Below are 18,184 nucleotides of genomic sequence, written 5' to 3'. Positions count from 1 at the left end.
TCCCCGTCAGGCTTAGCACTAGCCCGAATACGACCATGACTGCAAGGTTGGTCAACAGGAAAAGCCCGATACGCATCATAATTTTCTTTTTACCTCGGTTAAACATACGCATTCTGCGTTACCCCACATCGTAGGGGCAAGCTTGCCATTTTCAAGCATTCATCGTGTCCAAGTGGTTAATAATACATAACTTTACATTGAGGAAGAGGTTGATTTTACGCGGCTTGATAGAGGTAAAAAAAACGGGCACAAAATTTTGTGCCCGTTGGGGAGTTACTTAGCGGGAGCCGGTTGCTCCGCTGGCTTATCTTGCTGCATTTTCGCAAGGTCCAGCGCAATGTGCACCGTTTCATCAAGATACGGATCGGGTTCTTGATAATCCTTTGGCAAATCGTCCAGTTTCTTCAACGGCGGTTTGCCTTCGCGCTTGTAGCGATCGTTAATACGAGCCAGTCGCGTGGCATCATCTTCCTGGTTTTCTTTTTCACGCTGAGCAAGATTCAGGGAAACAATATTGCGCTTCTCTTTCAGGGCATTGAAGCGAGCAATGTCCTTCATGATGTACTGGAACTCTGGATCGGCTGCAATTCGGTCCTGATGCAGTTTAAGCAGTTGCGGCTCAAACGAAGACAGGTCGCCAGACTTAACGTAAGTCGCGGCGTTAATGCTGTCCCAAGGGAGTGCATTGTCTTCAAACTTCTCGCCGGTTTCTGTCTCTTCAGTACCCGTTGGCATCATGACATCAGGCGTAACACCTTTACGCTGAGTACTGCCGCCGTTGATGCGGTAGAACTTCTGAATGGTGTATTGCACTGAGCCTAATGCTGGCCATTCCGGGCGCAACATCTGATCGTAGATACGGTTCAGGGAACGGTATTGCTGAACAGTGCCTTTACCGAATGTCGGTTCACCCACAATCAACGCACGACCATAATCCTGCATTGCCGCAGCGAAGATTTCAGATGCAGAAGCACTGAAACGGTCAACCATCACCACCAGCGGGCCTTTGTAATACACAACGCCGTCAGTATCACTGTCTTCGCGTACTTTGCCGTTGTTATCACGAACCTGAACAACTGGGCCGCCAGGGATAAACAAGCCAGAAAGTGAAACAGCTTCGGTTAATGCGCCGCCACCGTTGGAACGTAAATCGATAATCACGCTCTTCACGTTCTGTTTTTCCATTTTCTGCAACTGGACTTTGACGTCATCCGTCAAACCAACGTAGAAACCAGGAATATCCAGCACGCCCACTTTGTCTTTGCCGACCGTTTTAATTGTCAGTTTAACTGCACGGTCTTCAAGACGAATGCGTTCACGCGTTAAGGTCACGATGCGCGTTTTGGTGCCCTTGCCTGCAGGCAAGATTTCCAGACGAACTTTGCTGCCCTTTGGCCCTTTGATCAGCGCAACAACGTCATCAAGACGCCAGCCAATCACATCGACCATCCCTTTACCGGTTTGGCCTACGCCAACAATGCGGTCACCTACGGTAATCGCTTTGCTTTTCGCAGCCGGGCCACCCGCAACCATCGAGTTAATCACCGTGTAGTCATCGTCCATTTGCAGCACGGCACCAATACCTTCCAGAGATAAACTCATTTCGGTATTGAATTGTTCCGTATTACGCGGCGACAAATAGTTGGTGTGAGGATCGATTTCGTGGGCGAAGGCAGTCATTGCCAGGGAGAAAACATCTTCGCTGTTGGACTGAGCCAGACGGCGAATCGCGAACTGATAACGCTTAGTCAGCGTTTCACGAATTTCCTGATCGGTTTTACCGGTCAGCTTCAGGCTCAGTTCATCAAACTTAACTTTGCTGTCCCACAGGGTATTTAACTCTGCAACGCTTACAGGCCACGGCGATTTGCTGCGATCCACGTTGAAGGTGTCGTTACCCGTGAAGTCCATTGGCTTTTCCAGCACTTTCAATGCGTATTGATAACGTTCAAAACGACGCTTCTGGGCCAGATTATAGAGATCGTAAAAGACGTCCAGTTTGCCGGTGCGCAATTCATCGCCAATCAACTTTTTCCGCGACACAAATTGCTCAACGTCGCTAGCAAGCAGCACGTTGTGGCTATAGTCGAGAAGGTTTAGATAGCGATCGAAAATTTTTGCGGAAAAATTTTCATCCAGGTCAAACTGACGGTAATGCGAGCGAGTAAAGCGTGATGTCACACGCTCACTCACTGTAGCGTGCTGAGTCTCTTCCTTTAACTGCGGGATTTGATCAGCACGCGTGATGTTTTCGACGGCCAGTGCGCTACCTGCAAGAAACAACAGACTAGCGACTGCCGTACGCTTAAAGAGTTTGTTCATGCCCGGGTCTGGCCTCCGTTTCAGAACAGCAAGTGTTCTGCGCGTACGATCATTGCCATACCAGAAGTCAGCTGTACACGGACGCCATCTTTGGTAATTTCCAGTACGGTGGCATCCATCGCGTTATTACCCGCTTTGACTTTGATTGCCTGACCCACCTGCAAAGCAGAAATGTCCGTAACCGGAGTGCGTTTTTCTTCGAGCGGAGCTTGAGGAGCCGGTTTTTCTACACGTGGTTTACGCTCTGTAGCTTCAGGACGGCGCGGTGCAGGACGCGGTTTGCGATCACGACGAGGCTTATCAGCAACGGTTTCACCGTTAGCGATAGCGGCTTCGCGTTTTTTCGCTGCCTGTTCTGCGCGCTGTGCTTGAACACGAGCTTTTGCTTCTTCAAGCTGCTTACGAGCATGCTCAACGTGCTGCTCATCGAGTTCACCACAAGGGTTACCGTCGAGATCAACACGGGTCGCGCCGACTTTGATACCGTACAGGTAACGCCAGCTTGAAGTATAAAGACGTAACGCGGAACGAAGTTGAGTTTTACTGAGGCTCATCTCCCCTTCAACGCGCGCGACTAAATCCTGGAAGATACCAATCTTCAGGGGGCGGGCTTCACCTTCAGCGCTAAAGCACTGTGGGAAACGCTCTGCCAAAAAGGCGATGACTTCTTTGCTACTATTCAACTTAGGTTGATTTTCCATGAAATTTCCTGATTACAACGGAGTTGCCAACAATCCGCAGGCATGAACAGGCGACATTATAATGACGCTATCAGCAAATGCCACGTTATCCGTTGTTTATCATGCTAACGAGTGAAGAATTTTTTAAAATCCGTGTCGGCAAGCACCAGCGAAAGCTGCGTTACCAGTTGAGATAAGCCGAGTTGGTCTTCAGGGGTAAAGCGCCCAAACTCAGTGCTATCAATGTCCAGAACCCCAATCACCTCACCATTGACTGTCAATGGAAGGACGATTTCGGAGTTACTGGCCGCGTCACAGGCGATGTGGCCATCAAAGGCATGCACGTCTTCAACGCGCTGAATGCTATTAGTGGAGACCGCTGTACCGCAAACACCTTTTCCAACAGGAATGCGCACACAGGCGATTTTCCCCTGGAATGGACCGAGCACCAGAGTGTCGCCTTCTAATAAATAGAAACCTGCCCAGTTGACACCTTCAAGACGTTCAAACAGCAATGCGCTGGTATTTGCCAACGTTGCCAGAAAGCTTGTTTCACCTGCCATTAACGCACTGAAATCGCGGTTCAAGTCCGCGTAAAATTGTTCTTTGTTCATTGATTGACCATAGTATGTTGTCTTACTCAACTGCATAGCATAGTAAAATAAGCATTAAATGCGTTATGCCACAAGGTGTATCATTCCATGAATTAATATACGCTTAACGAATATTTCATAACCCATTGAGATACCCCCCATGCGCCAACGGTATTCCCTGCTTACGATGACACATGAAAATACACGCCATTAGCCATGCTGTACCGCAGGCACGTTATCAGCGTTGCCCCCAATGCGATACACTTTTCTCGTTACCGTTGGTTAAATCATCCCAGAGCGCTTATTGCCCGCGCTGTGATGCCAAAGTTTACCATGGACGCGACTGGTCATTAACCCGCCTGGCAGCCATGGCGGTGGCTATGCTACTGCTCATGCCGGTCGCTTTTTCCGAGCCGTTGGTGCGCATCTATTTATTAGGCACGCGCATTGACGCCAACCTTTTCCAGGGCATCTGGCAGATGACCAGCCAGGGCGACCCGCTTACGGCGGCAATGGTGATGTTCTGTGCCGTCGGTGCGCCTGCCACGCTGGTTGCCGGTATCGCCTATCTCTATTTTGGTCATATTTTGGGCATGAATCTGCGCCCGGTATTGCTGATGCTGGAGAAGCTCAAAGAGTGGGTGATGTTGGATATTTATCTGGTCGCCATCGGTGTGGCTTGCATAAAGGTACGCGAGTTTGCGTTTATCCAGCCGGGCGTTGGCCTGGTGGCGTTTATCGCACTGGTGATACTGAGCCTGTTGACCCTGATTCATTTGAATATGGAACAGCTGTGGTCGCGCTTTTACCCGCAAAGGCCACCCCGCGCATGGAACCCGCAGCTTCGCGTGTGTCTGGGCTGCCATTTCACTGGTGTGCCGGATAATCGCGGGCGTTGCCCACGCTGCCATGTGCCGTTGCGAGAACGCCGTCGCCATAGCCTGCAAAAATCCTGGGCGGCGTTAATCGGCTCATTAGTCTTCTTACTGCCCGCGAACTTACTCCCTATATCAATACTTTACGTCAATGGTTCGCGCCAGGAAGATACGATTCTTTCCGGTATTCTGTCCCTCGCCAGCAGTAATGTGGCGGTCGCAGCGGTGGTTTTCATCGCCAGTATTCTAGTGCCGTTTACTAAAGTTATCGTGCTGATTTCATTGCTGGTGAGCATACATTTTAAATGTGAGAAAGGGCTTAAGACGCGGATAACACTGCTACGCTTTATTACCTGGATTGGCCGTTGGTCTATTCTCGACCTCTTTGTTATTTCACTGACTATGTCGCTGGTTAATCGCGATCAGCTATTGGCATTTACTATGGGACCCGCTGCGTTTTACTTTGGCGCGGCGGTTATTTTAACTATTCTTGCTGTCGAATGGCTGGATAGCCGACTACTTTGGGACGCACATGAGTCAGGAAATGCCCGCTTCACCGACTGAAGCGCGAATTAAAACTAAACGCCGTATTTCGCCCTTCTGGTTATTGCCAATTATCGCATTGATGATTGCCAGTTGGCTGATGTGGACGACCTGGGAAGAACGCGGCACGACTGCGACCATTGATTTTATATCGGCTGACGGCATCGTTGCCGGGCGCACGCCTGTGCGTTATCAGGGCGTTGAGGTCGGTACGGTGCAGAGCGTCAGTCTCAGCAAAGATCTGCGTAAAATCGAAGTGAAAGTCAGTATCAAAAGCGATATGAAAGACGCGCTTCGTGAAGATACCCAGTTTTGGTTGGTGACGCCAAAAGCTTCACTGGCGGGTGTCTCCGGGCTGGACGCGCTGGTTGGCGGCAACTATATCGGCATGATGCCCGGTAAAGGTGAGCCTAACGATCATTTCACCGCACTCGACACCCAACCGAAGTATCGCCTCAACAACGGCGAGCTGATGATTCATCTTCACGCGCCGGATTTAGGATCGCTGAACAGCGGTTCACTGGTCTATTACCGTAAAATTCCAGTTGGTCGGGTGTATGACTACACCATCAATAACAACAACCAGGGCGTCACGATTGATGTACTGGTTGATCGCCGTTTTGCCAAGCTCGTGAAAAAAGGCAGTCGGTTCTGGAATGTCTCGGGTGTTAAAGCCAACGTCAGTCTCTCCGGCGCACAAGTGCAACTGGAAAGTCTGGCGGCGTTGGTTAATGGCGCGATTGCCTTTGACTCACCAGAAAACTCTGCGGAAGCCAAAGCTGATGATGAGTTCGGATTATACGAAGACCTGGCACACAGCCAGCGAGGCGTGATCATCGATCTTGATTTACCAAGCGGCAGCGGCCTAAAAGCAGGCTCAACTGCACTGATGTATCAAGGTCTTGAAGTCGGTACGCTAACCAAGTTAAACCTGAACCCGGGCAGCACGGTGACGGGGCAAATGACCGTCGATCCAAGCGTGGTCAATTTAATGCGCAGCGGCACACGCATTGAATTGCGTAGCCCTAAAATCTCCTTCAGTAACCCTAATCTCAGCAGCCTCTTAACCGGCAGTACCTTTGAACTGGTTCCAGGCGAAGGCGAGCCACAGAACCATTTCGTGGTTTTCCCAAGCGATAAAACACCGCTGCAGCAGCCTGATGTCCTGACGCTCAACCTGACCGCACCAGAAAGCTACGGCATCGATGCGGGCCAGCCGATTATTTTGCATGGTGTGCAAGTGGGTCAAATTCTCGAGCGCACGCTATCAGCAAAAGGGGTGAGTTTCTCAGCAGCGATTGAACCGGAATATCGCAAGTTAGTACTAGGCGACAGCAAATTTGTTGTTAACAGCCGAGTCGACGTCAAAGTCGGTATTGATGGCGTTGAGTTTTTAGGTGCCAGCGCCAGCGAATGGGTGAACGGCGGCGTGCGAATTATTCCAGGCAACAAAGGCGAGATGAAAAAGAGTTATCCGCTGTATGCCAACCTGGAAAAAGCCGTTGAAAATAGCCTGAGTGATTTACCAACCACCACATTAACGCTGACCGCATCCACCCTTCCGGACATCCAGACCGGTTCTGTGGTGCTGTACCGTAAATTCCAGGTCGGGGAAATTATCAGTGTTCGCCCTCGCGCCAACAGTTTTGATATTGATGTGAATATCAAACCGGAATATCGCAGCCTGTTGACCTCCAACAGCGTGTTCTGGGCAGAAGGTGGTGCGCGCGTGCAACTTAACGGCAGCGGCCTGACCGTGCAAGCCGCCCCGCTTTCTCGTGCCCTGAAAGGCGCAATCAGTTTTGATAACTTATCCGGTGCCAGCGTCGGCCTTAAAAAAGGCGACAAACGGATGTTATACGCTTCTGAAACTGCCGCTCGCGCCGTAGGTAGCCAGATCACCCTGCATACTTTTGATGCGGGCAAACTCTCAGCAGGAATGCCAATTCGCTATCTGGGAATCGACATTGGGCAGCTTGAGTCGCTCAATCTGACGGCCTCACGCAGCGAAGTCGAAGCCAAGGCGGTGCTGTATCCTGAGTTTGTGCAAACATTTGCTCGCGGCGGCACTCGTTTCTCGGTCGTGACACCGCAGATTTCCGCAGCAGGCGTGGATCACCTCGACACCATTCTTCAGCCGTATATCAACGTTGAACCGGGCCGTGGCCCCGCGCGCCGTGATTTTGAATTGCAAGAAGCGACGATAACCGACTCCCGTTATTCTGATGGCCTGAGCATCGTGCTGGAAGTTCCGGAAGCCGGATCGTTAAACATCGGCACTCCGGTCCTGTTCCGTGGTGTAGAAGTGGGTACGGTCACCGGTTTAACGCTGGGTAATCTGTCTGACCGCGTGATGGTCGGATTACGTATCAGTAAACGCTTCCAGCATCTGGTGCGCGACAGCTCAGTATTCTGGCTGGCGTCGGGTTACAGCCTTGATTTTGGTCTGACCGGAGGCGTGGTGAAAACCGGCACCTTCAACCAGTTCATTCGTGGCGGTATTGCCTTCGCAACCCCGCCAGGAACACCGCTGGCACCGAAAGCTGAAACGGGTAAACACTTCTTGTTAGAGGAAAGTGAGCCGAAAGAATGGCGTCAATGGGGTACAGCGCTGCCGCGTTAATACCCGCGCCCCGGTGGTTCACCGGGGCGTTTGTGCTACACTAGCGCCCTCATTTTTTCCTGGACTTCCTTTGTGGCTCACACTCATACCGCCTTTCTCCCGCAAGCCTTTCTTGATGTTATTCGCGATGCACTCCCGGCAGATCAAACACTCGAAAGTTTTATCGAGTATTGCCAACGCCCTTTGCGCCGTAGCCTACGTGTTAATACTCTCAAGATTTCGGTCTGCGATTTTCTGACACTTGTCGCGCCTTATGACTGGAGTCTGACGCCAGTTCCGTGGTGCGCAGAAGGGTTCTGGATTGAGCGAGATGATGAAGAGAGTTTGCCTTTAGGCAGCACAGCCGAACATTTAAGCGGCCTGTTTTATATTCAGGAAGCCAGCTCCATGCTGCCGGTAGCCGCGCTTTTTGCGGATGGCAATCAGCCTGAACGCATTATGGATGTTGCTGCGGCTCCAGGCTCAAAAACCACTCAAATTGCCGCACGTATGGGCAACCACGGCGCGATTCTGGCCAACGAATACTCCGCCAGCCGGGTGAAAGTGCTTCATGCCAATATCAGCCGCTGCGGCATCAGCAATGTTGCCCTGACGCATTTCGATGGCCGGGTATTTGGCGCGGCATTACCAGAATGTTTCGACGCCATTTTGCTGGATGCGCCCTGCTCCGGCGAAGGTGTGGTGCGTAAAGACCCGGACGCGCTGCGCAACTGGACGCCCGAAAGTACCGCCAGCATTGCCGATACACAGCGCGAACTTATCGCCAGCGCGTTTCATGCCTTGCGCCCAGGCGGCACACTGATTTATTCCACCTGCACGCTGAACCGCGAAGAGAACCAGCAGATTTGCCAGTGGTTACTCGATGAATGGCCTGATGCGGTTGAAATTGCCCCATTGAACGATCTCTTCCCGGAAGCGGGCAAAGCCATTACCGCCGAAGGTTATTTGCACGTATTCCCACAGATTTATGATTGCGAAGGCTTTTTCGTGGCTCGTCTGCGTAAAACGGCGTCGGTTGAAGCACTCCCTGCTCCGGGTTACAAAGTGGGGAAATTCCCGTTCACGCCGCTTCACGGCAAGCAAGCCGCTGAAGTCACCGCCGCCGCAAAGCAATCAGGAATCATCTGGCAAGATGACCAGCAACTCTGGCTGCGTGATAAAGAAATTTGGTTATTCCCTAAAGAGATTGTTCCGCTTTTCGGCCAGGTGCGTTTTTCACGTATTGGTTTACGTCTGGCAGAGCAATACAACAAAGGCTACCGCTGGCAGCACGAAGCGGTGATCGCCCTTGTGCCTGGGGATTCGCCGCTGGCCTATGCCCTGACGGAACTGGAAGCTGATGAATGGTATCACGGGCGCGATATTTACCCGGATGTGGCTCCAGCACTTAACGAAGTGGTGGTCACTTATCAGGGGCAACCACTTGGGCTGGCGAGAAAAGTCGGTTCACGCCTGAAAAACAGTTATCCGCGCGATTTGGTTCGCGATGGAAAACTGTTTGCTCACAAAGGCTGAATGAACGAAAAATAATCGCCATATCATTTGCAGTTTTTGCACGTTTGTCTACGCTCTACATTGGGCGACCTTACTGGTCATACCACATGTATCCAGACCCAAGGAGAGCGAGATGACGAAAACAAACGTACGAATAGGCATCTTCGAAATTGACGATGCTGAATTACATGGCGAGCAACAGGGGGATCGAACGTTAAGTATCCCGTGTAAATCCGATCCGGACTTGTGCATGCAACTTGATGCCTGGGATGATGAAACCAGTATTCCTGCCGTCTTAGATGGTGAATATTCTGTCCTTTACCGTCAACATTACGACCAAAAATCTGATGCCTGGATCATGCGTCTTGCCTGATCCAAAATGAACCCGTCGCTCAGGCGGGTTAATTAAGTGGTCTGATTACCCCTCTTCCCGTGACATCTCCTACAATTAAGCCAAACGGTGTAACCCTGGGGCGTTAATGTTTGCGTTGGTTTTGTTTGTTTGCTACCTGGACGGTGGCTGTGAAGATATTGTGGTGGACGTTTTTAACACCGAGCATCAATGTCTGTTCGCTATGGATGAGCAACGGATCCGTTATGGTGGCTGTTTCCCGGTGGAAGACTTTATTGATGGCTTCTGGCGACCGGCTCACGAATTTAGTTCGTTGTAGTTTTGCAGCGTAATTTATTGAACCTGCACCATCGTCAGCTTATTCCCAAACACGGCACCGGTATCAATATAATATTGATTGTGAAAATGGCTGACTTCCTTGAGCGGCGTATGTCCAAAGTAGAACTCATCAGCCCCGTCAATATCCGCACCGCCACCACGCAGATTTTCATTTAACCGAGAACGGCTCCAGACCAGCAAATGCTCGTCAACGGGTTGGTTCCAGCTGTAATGCGCAGCGGGATAATCAGCATGAGCAATCACCAGCGTCTTATCGTGCGTATGCAGTTCAATAACTAACGGCAAATCACGGCAATGCAACAATGCCTGTTGCACATTTTGTTGAACGTCTTCAGGCAATTCCTGATACCAGGTCCCACCGTTCATTTGCCACAGCATCCCTTCGCCTTCATCGAGCGCCTCCAGCGCCATGGCTTCATGGTTGCCCTTCACCGCTCTGAACCACTTGCTATCAAGCAGCGCCAGGCAACCTGCGCTGTTTGCGCCACGATCGATAAGATCCCCCACAGAGATAACGAGATCCTGATGGTAATCAAAATGTTGTTGTTTAAGCTGGCTGATAAACTCGGAAAGGCAGCCGTGCAAATCACCGACAATAAACACGTGCCGCCACTGCTCACCGTCAATTCGCTGATACATACGCCCCCCACTTTGTTTACTTATCGCTCAATTATAAACCAGTGGGAGACAGTCGTTAGCGCGTGGGGCGGATGAACATTTTGATTTGCTTACCGTGGTAGGTGACAAAGTGCTGGAACTGGAAGCCAAATCGCTCTGCGAGGTGAATAGAACGATGATTGTCATCATCAATAATGCAGCATACCGGCGTGGTAAATTCGCGGTCAGCCCATTGTAAAATCACGCTCAACGCTTCAGTCGCATAGCCTAGGCCATGAACCGCGGGAATCAGTGACCAACCCGCTTCCGGGAGTTCAAGTGCCGGAGTCAATTCGCGCTGCGCGTCCTGAAAACCAAAGGAACCGATATAACGGTCGCTCTCCTTTTCAAAAACAGCCCAGTAACCGTAACCCAGCGCCTGCCAGTGGCCGATATAACGCAGCAACCTGCCCCATGTCATTTCCGACCCTTGCGGTTGCCCACCACCGATAAACTTCACCATCTCTGGGTCTGCCCAGCAGGCCGCTAAAGCGGGGAAATCTTCCAGCGTAAAATGCCGAAGAACTAAGCGCTCTGTTTCCAGGCGAGGTGCTGCAGTAATCATGCTGATGCCCTTTCATTTATTAATGACGAATCCTGTGTATTAATTCTGCCATCATTAAATGAAAAAAGGCTGCAAAAAATGCAGCCTTTATAAGATGTGATACGAGTTATCTGGCAAATTTTTTCGCTTCTTCAAGCGTTTCAATATGGCATACACCTAAGAGTATCGTGGCAAACAATTACACCACGCACTCCACCAGTTTACTATCGAGGATCAGTTTCAAACTTTCTGGCACCTCCGTTTCACTCTGGAACTAAAACTAATCTAGCAGTCATGAGCTTCTAAAAGTAACGGCAGATTCACAGTTTTGTCATCTAATCCTCATCCATGCCGATATAGCACAAAATAACTGGCTTTAGATTTTACCGCTTAAACGCTCGTGGAAATCACTACTGCGCAAATCCAGCCCGACAATTTCGACCTGAATTTCATAGCGTTGATAGCGAGTTTCGATGGCGTCCAGCACGGCAACTGTTGAAACATCCCAGATTTGCGCCTGAGATAAATCAATAATCACTTTTTGTGGATCATCGGCATAACGAAAATGCTCGAACAAGTCATTGCTGCTGGCAAAAAATAGCGGCCCGGTCACTGTATAACGCACGGATTTTCCATCATCTGATAGTGTTCTTTCAGCGCGCACCACATGGGCAATCCTGCGGGCAAACAAAATCATGGCAAAGATAACGCCGCCGACCACACCCAGCGCAAGGTTTCCAGTCGCGACGGTGACTGCGACGGTCGTTACCATCACCAGCGTTTCTGGCAACGGTATCCGCTTTAACGTGGCTGGTTTCACGCTGTGCCAGTTGAGTGTTTTAACCGCAACAATCACCATGATTCCCGCTAAAACAACCATCGGGATCTTCGCCATCAACTCACTTAACCCCGTGACCAGCAACAGCAGCACTAATCCCGCCGCCAGAGTTGAAACTCGTGTGCGCCCTTTGCCCAGTTCCACATTCACCATGGTCTGGCCAATCATTGCGCAGCCCGCAATGCCACCATAGAAACCGGCAAAAATATTCGAAACGCCTAAGCCCCAGCATTCACGACGCTTGCTCGAAGGAGTATCCGTTAGTTCATCAACCAGTTTGGCGGTCAGCAAAGATTCCATTAAACCAACGAAAGCGATACTCAAGGCACACGGCCAGATAATGCGTAAGGTGTCGAAATTGAGTGGCACCAAAAGTTCCGTCAAGCCAAGCAAACCCGCCGCCATCGGCCCGGATTCCCCCACCGTCGGCACCGAGAACCCCATTCCAATGCACAACGCGGTAACGATCAAAATCGCCACCAGCGGAGAAGGAACCATTTTGAATACGCGCGGCAGGAACAATACGATCAGCAACGTCAGGGCAAACAGCCCCCAGACCAGCGGATTGTTACCCCAGATATGCGGCACCTGAGCGAAGAAAATCAAAATCCCCAGGGCGTTCACAAAGCCCGTCATCACGGACAGCGGGATATAACGCATCATGCGCGCAAGCCCGGTGACACCAAATAAAATCTGGATTAAGCCCGCCAGCAGTACGGCTGGGAAAATGTATTCGACGCCATGCAGATGCACCATTGGCCCAATTACTAGTGCAACCGAGCCCGCCGCAGCGGTCACCATCGCGGGACGTCCACCCAGGAATGACATCGAAATGCACAATACGATGGAGGCTACCAGGCTAACTTTTGGATCAACACCGGCAATCACCGAAAATGAGATGATCTCCGGAACAAGCGCTAACGCTGTCACTATCCCCGCCAGGGATTCGCGCGCCAGTAACCGAGGACTGCGCAAAACATAGGCGAGAGAATTTTCCCGGCGATGTGTTTCAGTTTGAGTTGTGGTCATAATTTCGTCTTTGCAGGTTTGTTTTAATATTGATTTGATTGAGCAGGCGTGATTGTACAGAGACGATAGTAAGGATGCTAATTAATGTGATCTCTGTCTCTTTTCGAGTGCATGATCTCGTTGCACGGCGAGAGGGGCAGTACTTCATGAATAAATACGTGGCAAATAGTAAAAATGGATAAAACCTAAATGACTAATATTAGGCAACCCACTTCAAAGATATTATAGTAAGGATGTTCATTTCTAATTCACTATAAAATTATTCATTTTTAGCCATTTTAATAAATGGGGGTTTTCATTTGTTTAGTCATTTGACTTATTGTAAAACGATTGGTGCATTTATGTTGGCAGCCATGGTGCTATTTAGTGAAAATGCTATTGCCGATCCCGTACTCGATAAAATTCTCAAAACTCAAAATATCACGCTCGCCTGGGTTGATAACACCAAACCTATCTCATGGCAGTTAAATGGACAACCGACAGGAATGGCGATTGACCTCTGTCTGGATGTCGTCGAAAACCTGAAGCAGCGATACAAAACGGATATCAATGTAACGTGGAAGAAAGTCCCCACTGCCGCCCGTTTCGACGTTATCGCACACCATCAGGCGGATATCCTCTGCGCAGTCGCCGCTAACTCAGGGCAACGTAACAAACTCGTGAGTTTTTCCATTCCCTGGCTTTACACCAAAATGAATTATCTGACGAAGAAATCTGACAATATTAATCATGAAGAAATGTTAGCGGGACATACCGTTGGCGCCATTAGTGGCGGCACATCTGCCATTGCACTCGCAAAAATGAATAAAGAGTTTAATTATTCCATTTCAGTTAAATTAGTCAGAGACTTCAATGAAGGTTTTAATTTACTGGCAGAAAACCACATTTCTGCATTCTTAACCGATGACATTATCATTCGTGGCAAACTGGTTGATATTCCCGACAGAGAAAACTATCAAATGAGTCCCGAAGGTTTCGGTGAAACTTTATCTTACGGGCTGGTCGTCTCCAAAGATGCATATAATATGAAAGATATTATCGATGAGGAAATAAAAACCCTGTTTACCTCAAGACAATTCGATAAATTATATAGCAAGTGGTTTATGTCCCCTATCACTCCGTCCGGTGAAAGCGTCAAACAGCCGATGTCTGATCTGCTCATTGACGAAGAAAATCGGCTACAGAGTACGGATGATAACTCCTCTCAATTTTAGGTTTAATACCAGAGGGATTTTCCATATTAACTCAATATGTTAATGAAGCCTGGAAACCGAAAATCAGAATTTCTGGAAAAGCTATTACAGAAATTCACCTGAATAACTTCCGGTTATTACCCGAAAAAATGCCCGAAAAGTAGTTGGATTCACGGGAAAAGCAGTTTATGTTGTTATGGGTCTGTTACAAAAAGCTCATTATGCCGAGCAAGTATCCTCGGATACGAACAGCTAAGTTTTTGTTTTAAAACACAGATAAAAAAAGACCGAATACGATTCCTATATTCGGTCCAGGGAAATGGCTCTTGGGAGAGAGCCGTGCGCTAAAAGTTGGCATTAATGCAGGCAGACATCGCCTTGCCTTCTAAGAATAGATTACCGGCGCAGCTTTTCCAGTCCGGCGCAAAAGTGTTCGGAAAAAAACTGTGTTACAGGTGACGTTTTAGACAAAAACCGCAATAGCCGTGTATCGGAAATTGCGGTTTTTTATTATGTATGAAGAAGTTAGGAAGGGTTAGTTACACAACTTTTCAGCACGTTCAATAAACGGTGCTAGACTCTTTTTTTGCCCGGGTTGTTTAGGATCGTCAATTTGAATCACTGAAATGGGTTGGCCGGTGGTTTTGCCGCTGGCAACTTGTTGTTGTGCAATGTCATTTAATGGATATTGCATCAGTGTGCTGGGGTTAATAGCAAATAACGCATGGCCCGCGCGGCAACTTAACATCACCTCTTCACGGTTGAACGCCCAGTTATCTTTACCCATTTCAAAACGGCTAACGGTGATAATTTGTGGTGCTGCCAAAGCACTGCCGGCGCAGGCCAGCAGCAGCAACGTCAGAATACTTTTTTTCATGAGTCTCTCTTGAGCTAATAACGCCATCAGTACGGTTCCCAGGTAGCGAAAATGCTAACGGCAAGGAGAACCGCCACCGACAAAATGACTTCCAGCCAGGTGAACTGGATAAACTGTTTTGTTGCTGTTGGCGCACGGTTAAAGCGCGGCACCAGGCAGTAGCGATTATACAGTGCGATGATAACCATCATGGCGACAAAGACAACCTTCACCAAGAGGAAGCGCACGTAGTTGCTGTCCAGTGGAAATGACCAACCCAGGATCATCAGGCTGTTGATTAATCCACTCAGCAATACCGCCGCTACGGCCAGATGCCCATAACGCGAAAAACGCATCATTGCGGCGATGGCAGCGCCTCGCCAGTGCGGCTTTTTCGCCATTCGCATGCACATCAGTAACGGCAATAAACCGCCAACCCACCAGCCAGCGCTGAGAAGATGTACCGCATGATTCAGGCGTTGTAGGCCACCGACGAAACCTTCGCGCATTGCAGCATGGCCGACGCCGGCGAGTAAGATGAGTTGAGCCGCCGCCAGAATGAGCAACATTAATTGTAATGTGCGGGGTTTGAGCAATAGCACCGCGACCGTCACCACGCCGAGCATTATCTGCCATAGCCAGACTGAGCCGAAGCGTGTGCCAAGCACCGCCAGCCAGACTTGTGGATTAATCGCATCCCGCCATCCGCTCCCCATCATTCCGGCCTGCGCGCATAACAACAATATTGCGCTCAACATTGTCATCCACACCGCGGTTTGGCATAGCGATTTCATCCGGCGGGCAAGCACCGGTTTAAATGCCTGAGGTGCTAATAACGAACAGGAAATGGTACTGCCCAGCAGTACCATTAACGCGGTGAAATGAATGAATCGCAGCGCGATATATAAAGAAGGCAACATCCGGTTTATTTCACCGAGAAGTGGTACTTCCCTTTGGTCTTGTGCCCGTCGACCGACACCACATGCCAGTCGACCTGATAGTCGCCCGGTTTCAGTGCTTCTTCAACAGGAACTATCAGTTGCTTTTCATCTTTTTCATTGCGCTTTGCCGTACCCGTTTTTACCGCAGCTTGCTGCGGCCCGGTCAGCGTGAGTCCGCTAAAGTTCGCCTCAACACCTTCCGAGAAATTGAGCGTAATCGCCTGTGGAGATGCGGTTACCGCAGCATCCGCCGCTGGATATTGGTGCTTTAAGTGAGCATGCGCGAAAGCAGAACCGGAAGCGGCGAGAGCCGTGAATAATGTAGCGATGGTAAAGAGACGAGTTCGAGTGAAAGCCATATCAACTATTCCTTTTTCTTATTCGAGACGGCGAAAGCATAACCTTGAGCACTGATTAAGTCGAGATGAGAACGGCTATCAATGAATGTAAAGACTTGTCATCCGCCCCCTCAACAAGTACCTTTGCGGCATAAATTTGGAGGCCAATATGAATCACAATCTTGCTGACTTACCCCAGGACGAAATGGATAAGATCAATGTCGATCTTGCTGCGGCGGGTGTGGCGTTTAAAGAACGTTACAATATGCCGGTTATCGCCGAAGTTGTTGAACGCGAGCAGCCCGCGCATTTGCGAGATTGGTTCCGGGAACGTTTGATTGCGCATCGCCTGGCGTCGGTCAATCTGTCGCGTTTGCCTTACGAACCTAAAGTGAAATAAATCTTTGCCGTATTAAACTTCCTTACAAAAATGGTGTTAAGATTTTTCGCAGTTTTAAGATCTCAAACACAGGAATTACCTGTTACGACCATAGGATGATGGTCGTTAGGTGGATTGATAAAGGAAGAACGTATGCCTGTCTGGAATATTGCAGCGGCGCAGTATGGCGCCATCCCCGATGATCTCGAGTCGAATATTTCACATCATTTAGATTTTGTTCGCTGTGCAGTTGCCGAACAAATAGACCTTCTCATTTTCCCTGAATTATCCCTAACCGGTTTCAACATAGAAAATCATCACACCTGTGCCCTTCCCTTCACTGATAAACGTCTTAATCCTCTGCAACATGCCGCTGTAAAACATCAAATGACCATTGTTGTGGGCCTGCCCCTGCAGTGCGAAAAGGGCGTTTCACCCGGCTCCGTCGGTTTTTTACCCGATGGTTCACGTGTCGCATGTTGTAAACCGACCAGCCACGATATGGATCTTCCCGGCCAACAAACGCCACTAGTCGGGTTGCATAATCGCAGTGTCGCGATGGGGTTTAGCACCGGTAGCGATGAAGAAACATGGCCGCGCAGTGCCGCTGAAATGGGGGCGAGTCTTTACGCCACTGGCAAGTTCATCAACGAAATGAGCTACCAGCAAGATGAAATGTATTTGCAACGTTGGGCGCATAAATACAATTTACCGGTTCTGCTGGCGAATCACGCATTCTCAGCCGGGAAATACCGCTCTGCCGGGCGTAGCGCCTGCTGGGACGATCGCGGTGAATTAGTGGTTCGAGCTGACCACGGCGAATTGTTAGCCGTCGGCCGCCGTGACGCAAAAGGTTGGCATGGCGAAATCATTCCATTACGCTAGCGCATTAATGAACACCGCGAAGAGATGATGGAGTAAGAATGCTGCGCATTATTGATACGGAAACCTGTGGCCTGCAGGGCGGCGTGGTAGAAGTCGCATCCGTCGATATCGTCAACGGCGAGATAGTCAATCCGATGAGCGATCTGGTACGTCCGGATCGTCCTATCAGCCATCAAGCCATGGCAATCCATAAAATTACTGAAGAAATGGTGGCGGATAAGCCGTGGATTGAAGATGTGATCCCGCGCTATCACGGCAGCCCATTTTACGTTGCACATAACGCCAGTTTCGATCAGCGAATGCTGCCTGAATTGCCCAATAGCGAATGGATTTGTACGGTAAAACTCGCTCGCCGTTTATGGCCGGGAATCAAATACAGCAATATGGGTTTATATAAGTCACTCAAACTTGAAGTGGAAACGCCTGCCGGGCTTTATCATCACCGCGCGTTGTTTGATTGCTATATTACCGCCGCGTTGTTGTTACGCATTATGGATGAATCCGGCTGGACGCCAGATCAAATGGTGACTATTACGGGTCGTCCGGCGTTGGTTTCGACCATGGCGTTTGGTAAATATCGTGGCAAGCCAATTTCAGAAATTGCGGAACAAGATCCGGGCTATTTACGTTGGATGTTAAACAACATCAAAGAATTAGCACCGGATCTTAGAATGACGCTCAAGCATTATCTCGAAAGCTAATA

19 protein-coding genes are annotated in these 18,184 nt (G+C 49.6%); 9 read left to right on the top strand and 10 right to left on the bottom strand.

Going from position 1 to position 18,184, the window contains the following annotated elements; all coding sequences use genetic code 11:
• From D6029_RS22675 to D6029_RS14490, 4 genes are all read right to left on the bottom strand, one after another.
• Positions 1-79: hypothetical protein (locus D6029_RS22675; protein WP_244212414.1), on the bottom strand; the 79-nt coding region annotated here is incomplete at its 3' end.
• A 194-nt stretch (positions 80-273) separates the two neighbouring features.
• Positions 274-2,322, bottom strand: a complete 2,049-nt coding sequence (gene prc / locus D6029_RS14500) for a carboxy terminal-processing peptidase (protein WP_120065433.1) — start codon at positions 2,320-2,322, stop codon at positions 274-276.
• 20 nt (positions 2,323-2,342) lie between these two features.
• Complete coding sequence (proQ, locus tag D6029_RS14495) at positions 2,343-3,023, bottom strand: RNA chaperone ProQ (protein ID WP_120065432.1); 681 nt, start codon at positions 3,021-3,023, stop codon at positions 2,343-2,345.
• Positions 3,024-3,127: 104 nt separating this feature from the next.
• Entirely contained in the window at positions 3,128-3,616 is a 489-nt protein-coding gene (locus D6029_RS14490; protein ID WP_120065431.1) for a GAF domain-containing protein, read from the bottom strand.
• Positions 3,617-3,789: 173 nt separating this feature from the next.
• Here D6029_RS14490 and yebS point away from each other — a divergent pair, with 173 nt between their 5' ends.
• The 5 genes from yebS (at position 3,790) to D6029_RS14465 (ending at position 9,801) form a co-directional block, all read left to right on the top strand.
• Positions 3,790-5,034, top strand: a complete 1,245-nt coding sequence (yebS, locus tag D6029_RS14485) for a membrane integrity lipid transport subunit YebS (RefSeq protein WP_120065430.1) — start codon at positions 3,790-3,792, stop codon at positions 5,032-5,034.
• Entirely contained in the window at positions 5,003-7,636 is a 2,634-nt protein-coding gene (locus tag D6029_RS14480; RefSeq protein ID WP_120065429.1) for a PqiB family protein, read from the top strand. Before yebS ends, D6029_RS14480 begins: the two co-directional genes overlap by 32 nt.
• 72 nt (positions 7,637-7,708) lie before the next feature.
• Positions 7,709-9,151 (top strand): 16S rRNA (cytosine(1407)-C(5))-methyltransferase RsmF, encoded by a 1,443-nt coding sequence (gene rsmF / locus D6029_RS14475; protein WP_120065428.1) that lies wholly within the window; start codon positions 7,709-7,711, stop codon positions 9,149-9,151.
• A 112-nt stretch (positions 9,152-9,263) separates the two neighbouring features.
• On the top strand, positions 9,264-9,503 hold the full coding sequence (locus D6029_RS14470) for a YebV family protein (RefSeq protein WP_120065427.1): 240 nt from the start codon (positions 9,264-9,266) through the stop codon (positions 9,501-9,503).
• A gap of 106 nt (positions 9,504-9,609) precedes the next feature.
• Positions 9,610-9,801 carry a YdfD/YebW family protein gene (locus D6029_RS14465; protein ID WP_120065426.1) on the top strand — a complete coding sequence of 64 codons (192 nt, stop codon included), beginning with the start codon at positions 9,610-9,612 and terminating at the stop codon, positions 9,799-9,801.
• A 14-nt stretch (positions 9,802-9,815) separates the two neighbouring features.
• Here D6029_RS14465 and D6029_RS14460 read toward each other — a convergent pair whose 3' ends face one another.
• The 3 genes from D6029_RS14460 to D6029_RS14450 form a co-directional block, all read right to left on the bottom strand.
• Positions 9,816-10,460 (bottom strand): metallophosphoesterase, encoded by a 645-nt coding sequence (locus D6029_RS14460; protein WP_120065425.1) that lies wholly within the window; start codon positions 10,458-10,460, stop codon positions 9,816-9,818.
• A 55-nt stretch (positions 10,461-10,515) separates the two neighbouring features.
• Entirely contained in the window at positions 10,516-11,043 is a 528-nt protein-coding gene (locus D6029_RS14455; RefSeq protein ID WP_120065424.1) for a GNAT family N-acetyltransferase, read from the bottom strand.
• 355 nt (positions 11,044-11,398) lie between these two features.
• Positions 11,399-12,889, bottom strand: coding sequence for a SulP family inorganic anion transporter (locus D6029_RS14450; RefSeq protein WP_120065423.1), 1,491 nt, complete (start codon positions 12,887-12,889; stop codon positions 11,399-11,401).
• Positions 12,890-13,230: 341 nt separating this feature from the next.
• Here D6029_RS14450 and D6029_RS14445 point away from each other — a divergent pair, with 341 nt between their 5' ends.
• On the top strand, positions 13,231-14,103 hold the full coding sequence (locus D6029_RS14445) for a transporter substrate-binding domain-containing protein (protein WP_120065422.1): 873 nt from the start codon (positions 13,231-13,233) through the stop codon (positions 14,101-14,103).
• A 514-nt stretch (positions 14,104-14,617) separates the two neighbouring features.
• On the opposite strand, the gene D6029_RS14440 is transcribed toward D6029_RS14445, so the two are convergent.
• From D6029_RS14440 to yobA, 3 genes are read right to left on the bottom strand one after another with little or no spacing between them, the layout of a single operon-like run.
• Positions 14,618-14,959, bottom strand: a complete 342-nt coding sequence (locus D6029_RS14440; RefSeq protein WP_120065421.1) for a YebY family protein — start codon at positions 14,957-14,959, stop codon at positions 14,618-14,620.
• A gap of 26 nt (positions 14,960-14,985) precedes the next feature.
• Positions 14,986-15,858 (bottom strand): copper homeostasis membrane protein CopD, encoded by an 873-nt coding sequence (gene copD / locus D6029_RS14435; protein WP_120065420.1) that lies wholly within the window; start codon positions 15,856-15,858, stop codon positions 14,986-14,988.
• 5 nt (positions 15,859-15,863) lie between these two features.
• Entirely contained in the window at positions 15,864-16,238 is a 375-nt protein-coding gene (gene yobA, locus D6029_RS14430) for a CopC domain-containing protein YobA (RefSeq protein ID WP_120065419.1), read from the bottom strand.
• A gap of 148 nt (positions 16,239-16,386) precedes the next feature.
• Between yobA and D6029_RS14425 the strand changes: the two genes are divergently transcribed.
• The 3 genes from D6029_RS14425 to exoX all read left to right on the top strand — a co-directional run bounded on the left by D6029_RS14425 (position 16,387) and on the right by exoX (position 18,182).
• Positions 16,387-16,617 carry a DNA polymerase III subunit theta gene (locus tag D6029_RS14425; RefSeq protein WP_120065418.1) on the top strand — a complete coding sequence of 77 codons (231 nt, stop codon included), beginning with the start codon at positions 16,387-16,389 and terminating at the stop codon, positions 16,615-16,617.
• A gap of 132 nt (positions 16,618-16,749) precedes the next feature.
• Entirely contained in the window at positions 16,750-17,481 is a 732-nt protein-coding gene (locus D6029_RS14420; protein WP_120065417.1) for a carbon-nitrogen hydrolase family protein, read from the top strand.
• 38 nt (positions 17,482-17,519) lie between these two features.
• Positions 17,520-18,182 (top strand): exodeoxyribonuclease X, encoded by a 663-nt coding sequence (gene exoX, locus D6029_RS14415; RefSeq protein WP_120065416.1) that lies wholly within the window; start codon positions 17,520-17,522, stop codon positions 18,180-18,182.
• Positions 18,183-18,184: the final 2 nt, after the last annotated feature.

The sequence above is a fragment of the Buttiauxella izardii genome (assembly GCF_003601925.1).
Lineage (GTDB): Bacteria > Pseudomonadota > Gammaproteobacteria > Enterobacterales > Enterobacteriaceae > Buttiauxella > Buttiauxella izardii.
The sequence above is the reverse complement of the archived record's forward strand: the minus strand, read 5'-3'. Positions and strand labels throughout refer to the sequence as shown.